This is a genomic window from Clostridium sp. BL-8 (genome assembly GCF_002006495.1).
Taxonomy (GTDB): Bacteria; Bacillota; Clostridia; order Clostridiales; family Clostridiaceae; genus Clostridium.
Genome location: NZ_LZZL01000108.1, coordinates 1 through 15,108, shown reverse-complemented (window position 1 = coordinate 15,108; position 15,108 = coordinate 1). Strand labels below are relative to the sequence as shown.

Annotated in this window: 17 protein-coding genes and 1 pseudogene; 14 read left to right on the top strand and 4 right to left on the bottom strand. The window is 31.3% G+C overall.

From position 1 onward, the window contains the following. The 4 genes and pseudogenes from CLOBL_RS24055 to CLOBL_RS24045 form a co-directional block, all read left to right on the top strand. A pseudogene (locus CLOBL_RS24055) lies at nucleotides 1–183 on the top strand (hypothetical protein); the annotation flags it as partial. 183 nt (nucleotides 184–366) lie between these two features. Beyond that, nucleotides 367–507: a hypothetical protein gene (locus tag CLOBL_RS28230; protein ID WP_179117826.1), complete on the top strand. Its 141-nt coding sequence runs from the start codon at nucleotides 367–369 to the stop codon at nucleotides 505–507. 109 nt (nucleotides 508–616) lie between these two features. After that, entirely contained in the window at nucleotides 617–1,612 is a 996-nt protein-coding gene (argF, locus tag CLOBL_RS24050; RefSeq protein WP_077861332.1) for an ornithine carbamoyltransferase, read from the top strand. 42 nt (nucleotides 1,613–1,654) lie between these two features. After that, nucleotides 1,655–2,497 (top strand): aldo/keto reductase, encoded by an 843-nt coding sequence (locus tag CLOBL_RS24045; RefSeq protein WP_077861331.1) that lies wholly within the window; start codon nucleotides 1,655–1,657, stop codon nucleotides 2,495–2,497. Between the two features lie 64 nt (nucleotides 2,498–2,561). Here the strand turns inward: CLOBL_RS24045 and CLOBL_RS24040 are convergent, their stop codons facing one another. Next, nucleotides 2,562–2,837, bottom strand: coding sequence for a GNAT family N-acetyltransferase (locus CLOBL_RS24040; protein ID WP_242953907.1), 276 nt, complete (start codon nucleotides 2,835–2,837; stop codon nucleotides 2,562–2,564). Between the two features lie 110 nt (nucleotides 2,838–2,947). Further along, nucleotides 2,948–4,117 (bottom strand): aminotransferase class I/II-fold pyridoxal phosphate-dependent enzyme, encoded by a 1,170-nt coding sequence (locus CLOBL_RS24035; RefSeq protein ID WP_077861329.1) that lies wholly within the window; start codon nucleotides 4,115–4,117, stop codon nucleotides 2,948–2,950. 340 nt (nucleotides 4,118–4,457) lie between these two features. Here CLOBL_RS24035 and CLOBL_RS24030 point away from each other — a divergent pair, with 340 nt between their 5' ends. The 8 genes from CLOBL_RS24030 (at nucleotide 4,458) to CLOBL_RS23995 (ending at nucleotide 11,312) form a co-directional block, all read left to right on the top strand. Beyond that, on the top strand, nucleotides 4,458–4,868 hold the full coding sequence (locus CLOBL_RS24030) for a SoxR reducing system RseC family protein (protein ID WP_077861328.1): 411 nt from the start codon (nucleotides 4,458–4,460) through the stop codon (nucleotides 4,866–4,868). A gap of 40 nt (nucleotides 4,869–4,908) precedes the next feature. Further along, on the top strand, nucleotides 4,909–6,231 hold the full coding sequence (rsxC, locus tag CLOBL_RS24025) for an electron transport complex subunit RsxC (protein ID WP_077861327.1): 1,323 nt from the start codon (nucleotides 4,909–4,911) through the stop codon (nucleotides 6,229–6,231). Nucleotides 6,232–6,245: 14 nt separating this feature from the next. Next, complete coding sequence (locus tag CLOBL_RS24020) at nucleotides 6,246–7,313, top strand: RnfABCDGE type electron transport complex subunit D (protein ID WP_077861326.1); 1,068 nt, start codon at nucleotides 6,246–6,248, stop codon at nucleotides 7,311–7,313. 4 nt (nucleotides 7,314–7,317) lie between these two features. Then, complete coding sequence (locus CLOBL_RS24015; RefSeq protein ID WP_077861325.1) at nucleotides 7,318–7,887, top strand: RnfABCDGE type electron transport complex subunit G; 570 nt, start codon at nucleotides 7,318–7,320, stop codon at nucleotides 7,885–7,887. Between the two features lies 1 nt (nucleotide 7,888). Further along, the gene (gene rsxE, locus CLOBL_RS24010; RefSeq protein WP_077861324.1) at nucleotides 7,889–8,512 is read left to right on the top strand and encodes an electron transport complex subunit RsxE; all 624 of its coding nucleotides are present in this window, start codon (nucleotides 7,889–7,891) and stop codon (nucleotides 8,510–8,512) included. Further along, nucleotides 8,512–9,087 (top strand): RnfABCDGE type electron transport complex subunit A, encoded by a 576-nt coding sequence (locus tag CLOBL_RS24005; RefSeq protein ID WP_009170038.1) that lies wholly within the window; start codon nucleotides 8,512–8,514, stop codon nucleotides 9,085–9,087. Before rsxE ends, CLOBL_RS24005 begins: the two co-directional genes overlap by 1 nt. A gap of 18 nt (nucleotides 9,088–9,105) precedes the next feature. Then, a complete protein-coding gene (gene rnfB / locus CLOBL_RS24000; RefSeq protein WP_077861323.1) occupies nucleotides 9,106–9,948 on the top strand; it encodes an RnfABCDGE type electron transport complex subunit B in 843 nt (280 codons plus the stop codon). A 314-nt stretch (nucleotides 9,949–10,262) separates the two neighbouring features. After that, the gene (locus CLOBL_RS23995; protein WP_077861322.1) at nucleotides 10,263–11,312 is read left to right on the top strand and encodes an FAD:protein FMN transferase; all 1,050 of its coding nucleotides are present in this window, start codon (nucleotides 10,263–10,265) and stop codon (nucleotides 11,310–11,312) included. A gap of 104 nt (nucleotides 11,313–11,416) precedes the next feature. Here the strand turns inward: CLOBL_RS23995 and CLOBL_RS23990 are convergent, their stop codons facing one another. Together CLOBL_RS23990 and CLOBL_RS23985 are read right to left on the bottom strand one after the other, a co-directional pair. Then, nucleotides 11,417–11,941: a Gx transporter family protein gene (locus CLOBL_RS23990; RefSeq protein ID WP_077861321.1), complete on the bottom strand. Its 525-nt coding sequence runs from the start codon at nucleotides 11,939–11,941 to the stop codon at nucleotides 11,417–11,419. A gap of 10 nt (nucleotides 11,942–11,951) precedes the next feature. Continuing rightward, complete coding sequence (locus CLOBL_RS23985) at nucleotides 11,952–12,380, bottom strand: NusG domain II-containing protein (RefSeq protein ID WP_242953906.1); 429 nt, start codon at nucleotides 12,378–12,380, stop codon at nucleotides 11,952–11,954. A 255-nt stretch (nucleotides 12,381–12,635) separates the two neighbouring features. Between CLOBL_RS23985 and CLOBL_RS23980 the strand changes: the two genes are divergently transcribed. Continuing rightward, nucleotides 12,636–13,637 (top strand): LacI family DNA-binding transcriptional regulator, encoded by a 1,002-nt coding sequence (locus tag CLOBL_RS23980; RefSeq protein WP_077861320.1) that lies wholly within the window; start codon nucleotides 12,636–12,638, stop codon nucleotides 13,635–13,637. A gap of 247 nt (nucleotides 13,638–13,884) precedes the next feature. Then, entirely contained in the window at nucleotides 13,885–14,721 is an 837-nt protein-coding gene (gene kduI / locus CLOBL_RS23975; protein WP_077861319.1) for a 5-dehydro-4-deoxy-D-glucuronate isomerase, read from the top strand. Nucleotides 14,722–15,108: the final 387 nt, after the last annotated feature.

Sequence of the window (15,108 nt, the reverse complement as noted above, 5' to 3'; positions counted from 1 at the left end):
ACATCAGACAAAGAAACAGCAATAGAAACAGCATTGAAACCACAAGGTGGAGTTAAAGAAGGAGTAAAAGGAGGAAATCACGGAGATTTCTTAAAGAGTAAATTAGATGCTTTAGTAAGTGCAGGAACAATAACAGCAGATCAAGAAACTGCTGTTATAGAAGCTTTCACTCCTTCAAAATAAAAAATGTACTGATAAGATCTAGAAAAAGATTAAGAAGACTGATATAAATTCTATGAGTGAGTAAAATTTTAAGGCTAGTTATGCAAATGAATAACTAGCCTATTTTATTTTTGTAAAAAAAGAAAATAAAATATTGTATAATAATACTTAGTAATGTATAATTATGCAAAAGGAGAAAAATATATGGATGATATAAAAATTGTTAAAAGATCAGCAACAATAGATGATTTTATTGAGATGAGGCAATCAACTGGCTGGGGATATCCGGAAAGAAAATCGATTTCTAAAGGCCTTAAGAATACATTATTAATAAAAGTATTTTGAAAAATTTAGCTAGAAATTATTTGCATAATTGTATTATTAAAAATTGAATACTATATGTAATGGAAATTTGTTTAATTATAAAAATATTATAAGTAGAAGGAGAATAATTATGGCAGTAAATTTAAGAGGAAGAAGTTTTTTAAAATTATTAGATTTTACACCACAAGAAATTAGATATTTATTAGATTTATCAAAGGAATTAAAAACTCTAAAAAGAACTGGTATTTTGCATGATAAGTTAAAAGGAAAAAACATAGTTCTATTATTTGAAAAGACATCTACAAGAACAAGATGTTCTTTTGAAGTAGCAGGAAGGGATTTGGGAATGGGTGTTACCTATTTAGATTCTGCAGGATCTCAAATGGGCAAAAAAGAAAGTATAGCTGATACAGCAAGAGTTCTTGGAAGAATGTATGATGGAATAGAGTACAGGGGGTTTAGCCAGGAAATAGTTGAAGAACTAGCTAAATATGCTGGAGTTCCAGTTTGGAACGGTCTAACTGATGAATTTCATCCAACCCAAATGATTGCTGATCTTTTAACTATTGAAGAAAAGCTTGGTAGATTAAAAGGTGTTAATTTTGTATACATGGGCGATGCACGAAATAACATGGGAAATTCTCTAATGGTAGCTTGTGCAAAGATGGGAATAAACTTTACCGCATGTGCACCTAAAGAATTATTCCCGGCCGAGGGGCTTGTTGAAACATGTAAAAAGATAGCTATGGAAAGCGGAGCAACAATAATGCTCACAGAAGATGTTGAAGCAGGAACTAAAAATGCTGATGCAATTTATACAGATGTTTGGGTATCAATGGGGGAACCAGATGAAGTTTGGGAAAGCAGATTAAAATTATTGCTTCCATATCAGGTAAATAAAGAAGTTATGAATAATGCAAACAAAGAAGCAATATTTATGCATTGTCTACCAGCTTATCATGATTTGAAGACAAAAGTAGGAAAAGAAGTTGGAGAAAAATTTGGATTAACTGCATTAGAAGTTACCGATGAAGTGTTTGAAGGAAAACAATCAGTAGTATTTGATGAAGCAGAAAATCGTATGCATTCAATTAAAGCTATAATGCTTGCAACTATTGGCATATAATATAAAGAATTGAATGTTTAAACATACGGGGAGGTATGCAATATGATAAACAATATAAATGGCAGGATAACATTAAATAATGGTACAAAAATGCCTTGGCTAGGACTTGGAGTGTTTAGAGTAAAAGATGGTCCTGAATTAGTAAATGCAATAAAACATGCTATTGTGAATGGATATAGAAGTATTGATGGTGCAGCTATATATGGCAATGAAGAAGCTATGGGGGAAGGTATAAGAGAAGGAATTAAAGCAGCAGGAATAAGAAGAGAAGATATGTTTATTACATCTAAGGTATGGAATGCAAATTTAGCATATGAAGATGCATTAAAAGCATATGCTGAAAGTATAAAGAAGATAGGGGTTGAATATTTAGACTTATATCTTATCCATTGGCCAGTAAAAGGGAAATATAAAGAAGGATATAAAGCATTGGAACATTTATATAAAGAAGGACGAGTAAAAGCAATAGGCGTAAGTAATTTCCAAGTTCATCATCTTGAAGATTTAATGAGTGATGCAGAAATCAAACCTGTAATAAATCAAGTGGAATTTCACCCATACTTAACGCAACACAAAGTTAGAGAATACTGCAAAAATAATAATATTCAAGTAGAAGCATGGTCTCCGTTAATGACAGGTAAGTTATTAGATAATGAAGTATTAAAAGAAATTGCAACCAAGTACAATAAGACTACTGCTCAGGTTATATTGCGTTGGGATATAGATAGTGAGGTAGTAACTATACCTAAATCAACTAATAAAGGTAGAATACTTGAAAATTCTAATATATTTGATTTCAGCTTGACAAAAGAGGAGATTGAAAAAATAGATTCCTTAAATAAAGATTTTAGAATAGGTTCCGATCCAGACAATTTCGATTTTTAATATAATAATATAAATGAAGAAGATGGCCTAAAACCAAGAAATTTTCTAGTTTGAGGCCATTTTTTTATTTATGCAGTACATCCTGATATTCCTTATGTGCTGAAAATTCCTTCTCAGCAAACCAACACGTTGGAACTATTTTTTTGTTATTTTCCCTTGCAAAATCAACAACTCTTTTTACCAACTGCTCACCAATATTTTGCCCTCTTAATTCTTGAGATACAAATGTGTGGTCGAGTATAAGTATATTTTCGCTGCTATTAACATAACTTACTACTGCCTTAATGTGATTTTCATCATCACCTAAGTAAAATTTATTAGCACCTTCTTTAAAATCCAATATATAATCACCTCAATTCTTAAATTTGTGTTTTATATTAAAAATACTTCTCTTAAATAAAATATCCAAAGTTTTTTAAAATAATGTACAGAAATTTAAAGTTATTATTATTAATATAATATATTGCTTTCTTTTATTCGGCTAATAGCTTCATTGATTTCATCAACTGGCAATACTAAAGCAAATCTTACATAGCCTTCCCCAAGAGATCCAAAGGCACTGCCAGGTGTACATATAACCCCGGTTTTTTCCATTAGATCCATGCAAAATTCATATGAGCTAGTATATTTAGGCGGAATTGGTGCCCAGGCAAACATTGTCCCTTTACTGTCAGGAACCTTCCAGCCAATACTTGTAAGACCTCTGCATAAAGCATTTCTTCTTTTTTCATATTCTCTGCAATGTTTTTTGACGCTATCTTGTGGCCCAGTTAAGGCAGCAATAGCAGCATGTTGAATAGGTAAAAATATTCCATAATCAATTTGAGTACGGAGCATTTTAAAATGGTTTATAATTTCAGAATTTCCTATTACAAAAGAAACTCGAGATCCAGTTATATTAAAAGATTTTGATAAAGAATAAAATTCAACCCCAACATCTTTAGCGCCCTCATGGGATAAGAATGAACCACCGATTTTCCCATCATAAACAATATCTGAATACGCATTATCATGTATTATGATGATGTTGTATTTCTTTGCAAAGACTATTAATTCATCATAAAATTCAGAGGTTCCACATGCGCAAACAGGATTTAGAGGGTAAGATACAACCATAAATTTAGTTCTACGTAATATATTTTCAGGAATAGATTTTAAATCTGGAAGATAATTATTTTGTGGTAAAAGAGAATAATATTCTATATTGGCTCCAGAAAGATAAGGGCCAATTTCGAAAATCGGATATCCTGGGTTTGGAACAAGGACAACATCTCCTTTGTTGCATAGAGAAAATCCAATATGTGTTAAGCCTTCTTGAGAACCATAGATGGACATAACTTCTTGTTTTGTTATTTTAACATTAAATCTTTTCATATAATATTTACAAATAGCCTCTGATAATTCTGGTAGATCACCTAAGGAATATTTCCAATTATCAGGATTTTGTGCTGCTTCAACTAATGCATCAATAACATGCTTGTCTGGTTTGAAATCAGGTGTACCAACAGATAAATTAAATACTTTTTTCCCACTAGCAATAAGTTTCATTTTTTTCTCATCCAATAGGTTGAAAATTCCTGTTTGAAAATAAGTTAGATTATTAGAAAATTCTATATTCATTTATAAAGCCCCCAAGTATTTTAAATAATGATTTATAATGTTTTTTACATTAATATTATATCACTGAGAAACTTACTAGTATATATTGTCAAAATTTATTTAATATGTGAAAAAAAAAACTATGCTTTCAAATCACAAAATAAAGGTTTATAATAATACCAAATACTAAATTCCAAATAATAACTTATAATATAATATATTGAATAAGATGAAATCTTTTATCAATTTGTGAGGTGATGGTTATGCTAAACATTTTGAGTGGATAAATAATTATAATTAGAATGAAATACAATGTTAACTTTTTTAATTATTTAAAAGCAATTTGAGAGGTTTGATAATAATGAAAACAGAACAAGGATTAGTGATTGAGACTAGCAATGATATGGCAAAAGTTAGAGTCGGGAGGCATAATGATTGTAAAAATTGCGGGGCTTGTCCTGGAAACGACAGTATAATTATAAGCGCAGATAATAAAATAGGAGCAAAACCTGGACAAAGGGTAAGTTTTGAGGTAAAGGAGACTAATGTTTTAAGTGCTGCCTTTATTGTTTTTGTTTTACCATTAATTGCTTTATTTATTGGTGTGATGGTAGGAGGTTTTCTAGGACAATATATTGGGGCAAATATCCGTATGCTTCAAATAATAGGCGGGATAATCGCTCTTATATTAGCTATCATTGCTGTAAAGATATTTGATAAAGCAGCTAACAAAAGCAAAAAGTCCCAGCCAGTAATTGTTCGTATTTTATAATATAATAATTTATTTTATAGAGGTTTGTGAGGCGAGTATAATGTTAAAAAGTTTTCTTGGAGGGATTCATCCTAAAGACAGTAAGAAATATAGCTCGGACAGAGCTATTGAAATTCCACCATTACCTGAAAAGGTAACCATCCCTATGAGCCAGCATATTGGTGCACCTTGTACGCCCTTAGTTAAGGCAGGAGATATGGTTAAAAAGGGACAAGTTATAGGCAGAAGTGATGCCTTTATGCATAGTCCCATTCATGCGTCTATTTCTGGGAAAGTTATTGAAGTTGCAGAAAAACCGCATGCATCAAAAGGAACATGTTTATCAGTTGTAATTCAAAATGATGGGTTAGATGAATGGGTGGAAGGAATTCCATTGAATCGTGACTTTGAGCAGCTACAGGTTCAGGAAATTAAAGACATAATTAAAGATGCAGGAATAGTAGGAATGGGAGGTGCCACTTTTCCCACACATGTAAAGCTTTCCCCAAGTAAAGACAAAAAAATTGATGTTTTTATTTTAAATGCTGCAGAATGTGAACCGTACTTGACAGCAGATTACAGAATGATGCTTGAATATGCAGAACGTATAGTAACTGGTGTAAAAATTGTAATGAAGGTACTTGGAGTTAGTAAAGGTTTCGTAGGCATAGAAGATAATAAACCAGATGCTATAAAGATTATGAAGGAAGCTTTTAAAGGAACTTCGGTAGAAGTAACAGCGTTACCAACAAAGTATCCTCAGGGGGCAGAAAAAATGCTTATAAAAGTGCTTACTGGTCGTGAAGTGCCAACGGGAGGATTACCAATGGATGTTGGTGCAGTTGTGCAAAACGTTGGTACAACAGTTGCAATATGTGATGCAGTAGTAAATGGTATTCCATTAATAGAAAGAGTTACTACAGTTTCAGGTGATGCAATAAGCCAGCCTAAAAATCTTTTATTAAGGATAGGTACAAGTTTTAAAGATGTGATAGATTATTGTGAAGGCTTTAATGCTACTCCAGAAAAAATAATTATGGGCGGGCCAATGATGGGAATTGCTCAATTTTCGTTAGATGTACCTGTAATTAAAGGAGTGTCTGGTATATTAGCTCTGAGTTCAGAAGCTGTTAATTCCGGAGAAGAATCTCCCTGTATTAGGTGTGGCAGATGTGTAAAGGCATGTCCTATGGGCTTAATACCAAGTATGCTAAGTATACTTGGCGAACGTCACAAGTTTGAAGAGGCTAAGGAAGAATACAGTTTATTCAATTGCATAGAATGTGGAAGTTGTGCTTATACGTGTCCTGCAAAAAGAAATATTGTACAGTATGTGAAGTATTTAAAAGCACAAAATCAAGCATTGGCAGCAAAAAATAAATAGGGAGAAGGGATAAAATGAATTCTGAAATTAAAGCACACGAAATAGACACTGCAGGAAATGAAGCAAAAGAAACTAAAGATAAGGGAATTAAAACAAAGGAAATAGAAGTGAAGGAAAGTCTATATACTGTATCAGCATCTCCACATATTCGCTGTGATGAATCAATTTCAAAAATAATGTGGAATGTAAATTTGGCATTAGCGCCTGCTGCTATTTTTGGAATATTTTATTTTGGTATTCCAGCATTTATAAACATGGCAGTTGGAGCAATTTCAGCAGTTGCATTTGAATACTTAGTCGAGAAATTTAGAAAAAAGAAAATCACAGCTTTTGATGGAAGCGCATTTCTAACTGGTCTTTTGCTGGCAATGTCCATTTCACCTAATGTACCACCTACTATGGTGATATTTGGATCATTTATAGCTATTGTAATAGCAAAGCATTCTATGGGAGGACTTGGTTTTAACATCTTTAATCCTGCTCATATTGGAAGAGCAGCTTTAATGGTGTCTTGGCCAGTTGCAATGACTACATGGACAAAGATGACAACGTCTGTAGATGCTGTTAGTAGTGCAACTCCACTGAACATATTAAAGCAGCAAGGATATAGCAAATTAATTGAAACCTTTGGAAGCCAAGGAGAAATGTATAAAGCAATGCTTCTTGGCATGCGAAATGGATCTATTGGAGAAACATCAACTATATTACTTATAATTGGAGGATTATATCTGATATACAAAGGTTACATCAGCTGGCAGGTTCCTGTTTGTATGATAGGAACAGTTGGAATTCTTACTTGGATTTTTGCATCTACAGGTTTATTTACTGGTGATCCATTATTTAATATGATGGCTGGAGGAATTATTATAGGATCCTTCTTTATGGCAACTGATATGGTTACTATTCCAATAACTATAAAGGGACAGATAATCTTTGCGGTAGGAGCTGGAGTAATAACTTCTTTAATAAGATTAATAGGAGGATATCCTGAAGGTGTTTGCTACTCAATATTGCTAATGAATGCAGTAACACCACTAATAGATCGTTTTGTAAAACCAAAAGAGTTTGGAGCAAGGGGGTAGTAAAATGTCAGAAGCAAAGGTTAAAGCTAGTAAAGAATATTCTATTTTTGAAATAGCAATAAATCTGATAATAACTTGTGTAGTGTCTGGATTAATATTAGGAATAGTATATTATGTTACAAATCCAATTGCTACTGCAAAAAAAGAGATATCAAAGCAGGAATCCATGAAAGCATTAGTAAGTGATGCAGACAGCTTCAAAGCAATAGATGGGAAAGATCAATGGTTTGAAGCTGACAAAGGTGGAAAAGCAATTGCATATGTGGTTCCAGGTGAAAGTAAAGGGTATGGAGGAGAAATTAAAATGCTTGTAGCCGTTACTCCAGCTGGAGAGGTAATGGATTATAAAATATTATCACATAATGAAACACCAGGCCTTGGAGATAATGCTACAAAGCAGCCATTCAGAAGTGAATTTAAAGGAAAAAAAGAAGCAAATTTAGTAGTAACAAAAGATGCTTCCGATAAAGATGACATTCAAGCTATGACAGGAGCAACAATTTCATCTAGGGCAGTAACACTGGCTGTTAAAAATGCTGTACATGATGTGACAGAGTTTGCAGGAGGTAAGTAATATGAAAGAAAAGTGGAAAATTTTTAGCAAAGGTTTATATGATGAAAATCCAATATTTATGTTATGCTTAAGTCTTTGTCCTGCATTAGCAGTTACATCATCGGTAATAAATGGTTTGACCATGGGCTTGTGTGTAACATTTGTTATTACATCGAATAATGTAGTTGTATCACTCACAAGAAAATTTGTAAATCCAAAGGTTAGAGTGCCAGTTTATATTACCTTTATAGCTACTATAGTAACAGTGGTAGAGCTTGTGCTTCAGGCAATTTCTCCAGAATTGTATAGTGCTCTTGGAATTTACTTAGACTTAGTAGTTGTTTTTGCAATTATCTTAGCAAGAGCTGAAGTATTTGCATCAAAAAATAAAGTTTTTCCATCGTTTTTAGATGGATTTGGTATGGGATGTGGTTTTACACTTGCTATGCTTTCAATATCTGTAATAAGAGAATTTTTTGGAAGCGGATCAATTCTTGGTTTTAAAATATTAGGTTCATGGTATAATGCACCTTTAATCATGATTTTACCAGCTGGAGCGTTTATACTAATTGGTTATATGATAGGTGCAATTAAGCTTCACAATGAGCATAAAGAAGCCCAAAAATTAAAAGGGGGTAAAGCATAATGAAAGAATATTTTACGCTTTTTATAGGTGCAGTACTTGTAAATAATTTTGTTCTAACAAAATTTTTAGGACTTTGTATATTTTTTGGAGTTTCTAAAAGTCTAAACGCTTCAATAGGAATGGGGATGGCAGTTACTTCAGTTATAACATTAAGCTCAATGCTAGCTTGGGTTGTATATACTTTTGTACTTTTGCCATATAATTTAACATTCTTAACTACAATAGTATTTGTTATACTCATAGCAAGTTTTGTACAATTATTAGAGCTTATTATAAAAAAACAAGCACCTACTTTATATAGCATGTGGGGAATATATCTTCTTTTAATAGCAACAAACTGTATAGTGCTATCAGTTCCACTATTAAGTGTTGAATCAAACTACTCATTTGTTAAAAGCGTAGTTTTCTCAATAGGTTCAGGCATGGGATTTGCACTGGCATTGATACTTATGGCAAGTCTAAGAGAGAAACTGGTGTATGCAGATGTGCCAAAGACGCTTCAAGGAACAGGTATTGCTTTTATATTAGCAGGTATGTTAGCAATGGCATTCCTGGGATTTTCAGGAATGATATAAAGGAGATGAGGATGTAGTATGTTTACTTTAATAATGGTTATTGTAGTATTAGGTGGGCTTGGGATAGTCTTTGGTCTAGTTCTTGCCTTTGCTAATAAAAAATTTGCAATGGAAGTTAATCCACTTATTCATGAAGTAGAGGATATCCTACCTAAGGGCCAATGTGGTGCATGTGGATATGCAGGTTGTGCAGCATATGCAGAGGCAGTAGTTATGAATGAAGAGGTTCCACCTAATTTATGTGTTCCAGGTAAAGATGCAGTGGCAAAACTTGTAGCAGAAATTACAGGAAAAAAGGCTGAAGACGTGGAACCAAGAGTAGCCCATGTAAGATGCAAGGGATCAGCTGATAAGACAAAAGCAAATTATAATTATAAGGGAATAAAAGATTGTAAAGCTGCAAGCTTAATTCAAGGAGGCCCAAAAGGATGCCAGCATGGATGTATGGGATTTGGAACTTGTGTAAACAACTGCCCATTTGGAGCATTAACAATGGGTGAAAATGGACTACCAATCGTTAATGCTAATATATGTACTGGGTGTGGAAAATGTCAAGAAGTATGTCCTAAAAATGTTATAGAATTAATACCATCTAATGCAATTGTAGAAGTAAACTGCAATTCTAAAGACAAAGGTGCTGTAGCTAGAAAGCTTTGTAGTGCATCACCATGCCTTGGCTGTGGTATTTGTGCAAGAAACTGCAGCTATGGAGCAATTGAAGTTAAAAATAATCTGGCTATAGTGAATACCAAGATATGTGTAGAAAACTGCAAAGAAGCTACATGTACAGCAAAATGTCCAACAGGAGCAATACAAATTGCCAGTGAAATAAGCATAATTAAAGAAGTAAGTACCTTATAATTATAGAGAGTTAAATCAAAAGTCTGATTTATTTCTTGTAAGGTTCAGTTTATGCGAGTTAATGGAAAATTATAATGATTACAACTGAAAAAGAGATAAGTTAAGGGAGAAGCCTAAAGAGAAAGTTTGAGAGCCCAAATGAAAAAGACAACTTGTATTTACTCATTACGGAAGTTTAAATAATGAAATTTAAGAGTTGAAATTTTGTCTGGAATTTGGACTCTTACTTACCTCGTTTTTCTAAAATATTTAAAGAGCCTACAGTTTTTTATCCTTTTATAGTCTTTAATAACATAAAAGATTGGAGCAAGCATATGAAGAAAATAATTTGTGTATTACTACCTTGTATTCTAATTGTTTTAAGCTGTAGTTCATGTGGAAATAGCAAAAATAAATATTATGAAAAAAGTAATATAGTTATGGATACAGAAGTGACCTTAAATGCATATGGAGCAAATTCAAAGGAAGCAGTTGAAGAAAGTTTTAAAAGATTAGATGAAATTAATGATATGGCTAGTACTAATATTGCAACTAGTGATGTTTATAAAATAAACAATGCTTCTGGGAAAGAATATGTAAAAGTTCATCCGGAGATCTTAAAGATGATAGAAACTTCATTAAAGTATTCAAAGCTAAGTAATGGAGCATTTGATATTACTACGGGTCCAATAATTAATTTGTGGGGAATAGGTACAGATAATGAGAGATTACCTTCAGATGAAGAAATTAAAGCTGTATTACCATTAGTAGGATATGATAAAATCAGTATTAATGAGGATGATGGTAGTGTTATGCTTAAGGAAAAGGGAATGGCTATAGATTTAGGCGGTATTGCCAAAGGCTTTGCAGCTGATGAAGTTTTAAAAATTTATAAAAAATATAACATAGAAAATGGATTAATAAATTTAGGGGCAAGTTCTATATATGCTCTTGGCAAAAACAAAGACAATAAGAACTGGTCTATTGGGATTAAGCATCCTAGAAGTGAAGATCCAAAAGAATATCTTGGAATAATAACTTTATCTAATGAAGCATTATCAACCTCAGGCGATTATGAAAGATATTTCATAAAAGATAATAAGAGATATCATCATATTATGGATACTAAAACCGGATATCCAGCAGATACAGGTATTATGAGTGATACTATAATCATTAATGGAGATGAGCCAGATAACAACATGCTGGCAGATCTCTTAACTACAACAGTATTTATATTAGGACCTGAAAAAGGATTAGATTTAATAAATAGTCTGCCGGGAGTATCATGTGAAATTACAACATCTGATAATAAAATCTATACATCTAATGATTTTAAAGATAGGATTACAAAATTGAATGATGATTTTAAATTTGTAGACTAAAAAATAAATTGGCATTTGGAAGCAGAAAATTAGAGCTTTCCAAATGTCAATTTTTTATGATAATAATAAGCAATATTTAAAAGTGCAATATATCAATGATAATTTTAAATATTAATATTTTTAAAGTAGGATAGTTTAGACATGTGGTTAACTATAAAATTAGCAGTTATTCCGATAAAAATTCCTGTACCGATGCCTGCTATAGATAAAATAGGAAGATAAAGCATTATAGCTATATTTTGAATTATAGCTGAAGCAACTATTAATTGGCCAACATTATGAAAGAAGGCACCAGCGGCACTTACACCTATAATGCTTACCTTATCTTTAGCAAACCTCATTATGATTATCATGGCAGAGTAACTGAGTAGAGCACCAGCAGCACTATATATGAGAGTTGAAAGATTGCCAGTAAACATAGCTGCTAGTAAGATTCTTATTAATATTATCATTAAAACATCTCTTTTACTATTTAATATGTATAATGAAATTACTGTAATTAAATTTGTTAGTCCAAGTTTTGCACCAGGCGCAATGAATGGAACCGGAATCATGCTTTCAATGGTATAAAGAGCTAAAGCTTGTGATACTAAAAGGCCTATAAATACTATACGAAACGTTTTATTCATTTTATTCACCTCAGTGTGCTTTAATAACATCAATGTCATTGTTATTATTATTGATAGTGCTCTTAATTTCTACCATTAGTTTATGTGGAAGACAAACTAAACTCTCACCAGGTTTAGATATAACCCCAGCCTTTATACAAATTTTATCTTTGCAATCTGCATCTAGTATTCTAATAGAGTCGTTATTTATGTCAATTACATTGTAACCATAGCTAGTTTTAATATTGATTTTATCTTCACCTTTGTGTTCAGACAATGGTATTTTTTTATAAAGCTTGCCATCCAAAGTTATTTCGGCATAAGTCCCAGTATAACTTTTTCCAATTACCATGCCAAAAATAACCTCAGGAATAAAGGATAAAATTATTAATGTAATTATTATGATAATGTCCCATTTTTTAAATATATTAACTTTTTGTATATTTGCATTTAATATCATATAAAATCCTTCTTTAAGTTTATTAGATCTTTAATTATAGACATTTGTATATTTTAAGAATTTTGGGTGAAATTAGGAATGCGTCTTAATTAATATTTTATAATATTTGGCAATTTAAAGCAATGATTACAATAAAATTCCGAAAATTAAATATAAATATAATTTTTAAAATATAGATAAAAATGATAAAATGAATTAAGCTATTTAATAAAGCAACCTTTGACGCTGAATGTATAAAATTTATGGAGGATAAACATGGCGACTACAATTAAAGATGTAGCAAAAGTGCTTGGTATTTCGCACTCAACTGTTTCCAGAGTATTAACTGGCTCTAAATCTGTTAGTGAAGAAACTAGAGAAAAAGTATTAAAAACAGTTAAAGAATTAAATTATATTCCAAACATGAATGCTAGGAGTTTAAAAATAGATAAGGCTTATAATATAGGCGTGTTCTTTTCAACTATAGATAATGGAACCTCGCCATTTGTATTTCAGACAGTAATACATAATGTGTATAGAAATATAGATAGGAAATATAATGTTATTGTAAAAGGAATAGATATGCATGAGGAGCAAACAATAAATCCTAAAAATTATGATGGAATATTAGTAGTAAGTCAGAAAGAAACTGATGATAATTTCATAAAAGAAATTATAGATAATAATATACCAATTGTTGTTATAAATAGAAAAATAGAATATGATGTTGTAAATGTATATACAGATGAAAGTATAGGTACATATAAAGGCGTAGAGGAGCTTATAAGGAAAGGTCATAAAAATATCGCTATTATTGAAGGTGTGGAAGACTTTGATTCTACAAAGATGCGAAGAAAAGGATATTTAGAAGCCTTTAAAGATTATGAAATTAATGTAGATAATGAATTGATAGTAAATGGAGATTTTAGTGTTAAGAGTGGATATATGAAAGCTAAAGAACTTATTAAAAGAAAAAAAGATTTTTCAGCTATCTTTGCTTTTAATGATGAGATGGCAGCTGGGGCAATAAAAGCTCTTGCTGAAGAAGGGATAAGAGTACCAGATGATATTTCAATATTGGGCTTTGATAGAAATGAAATTGGACAGTTTATTATACCAAGCATTACTTCAATTAAAAGACCAATAGGTGAAATATCTAAAGTTGCAATTGATTTATTATTACATTGTATAAATAGTGAAAATAATATAACTAATAGAAAGATATATATGGAATCTAAATTAGAAATCGGTAGCTCCATTAAGCAATGCAAAAAGTAAATAGTTAATACAAAAAACATCATATCAGCAATATGTAGGATATTGAAATAGATATGATGTTTTATAGATTTCATTGAAAATTAAATTAATTTAATGGTTGAAATAACTAATTTGTATATTTTAAATATGTTTACTATGCAAAAATAAAAAAAATTGATTATAGTATTGAAACTATTTACATAAAAATATATAATATAGTTAATAACATGGGCACACGTGTGCCTAAAGTAAAAAGGAGAGAAAAATTATGAAGATGGAAATTAGATATTCAAATCATCCAGAGGATTCAAAACATTATGATACAGAAACATTGAGAAGACATTATTTAGTTGAAAAAGTATTTATAGAAGATGAAGTAAATTTAGTTTATAGTCATAACGATAGAATTATATTTGGTGGTGCTACACCAGTAAAACAAACATTAAAACTTGGAGCTTCTAAAGAATTAGGTACGGATTATTTTCTAGAAAGAAGAGAACTTGGAGTTATTAATGTAGGTGGAGAAGGAACTATTATAACAGATGGAGAAGAGTATAATCTAAAATATAGAGATGGGCTATATGTTGGACAAGGCGTTAAAAATATAGAATTCAAATCGGCTGATCCAAAAAATCCAGCTAAGTTCTACATAAATTCAGCACCTGCTCTTAAATCATATCCTACAGTTAAAATTGATTTAGAGAAAGCTAATAAAATTAAATGCGGCGATGAAATTAATATGAATAAGAGAACTATAAATCAATATGTTCATCCTGCAGTTTGTCAAAGCTGTCAATTAGTAATGGGATTAACAATATTAGAACCAGGAAGTGGTTGGAATACAATGCCATGCCATACCCACGAAAGACGTATGGAGGTATATTTATATCTTAATGTTCCAGAAGATCAAGCAGTATTCCACTTCATGGGAGAAGGACAAGAAACAAGACATATAGTGATGAAGAATGAACAGGCAGTGATTTCGCCAAGCTGGTCAATTCATTCAGGAATTGGAACTCAAAATTATTCATTTATATGGGGAATGTGTGGAGAAAACCAAACATTTGATGATATGGACCATATTAAAATAGAAGATATGAGATAATTATATTTTAGATAATAAATTATAGAGTGGGTGCCTCAAGATGACTTTTGATCGTTTTGAGGCACCTGCTTGTTTAAGAAATTACAATACAAAAGATAAAAGCTGATGAAATTATTTTGGCATATTGTACATAAATTATTGATAAGTTATAAAACAATGCTAAAAAAATTTTTGGATTTTTAATTGCAACACATATACTTCTAGAATTTAATATTGGTTTACTTATATCTATATTGACAGTATTGGATTTTAAGCGTAGGATAAAAATAAAAAAGGTATGTGGGAATTATTCTCAATAAGTTAGTATATATATGTTGCAATTGATTTTCTATATTTAACATTTAGATATTTACTTAGCGGATAGACATCCTAAATGTAATTTTATTA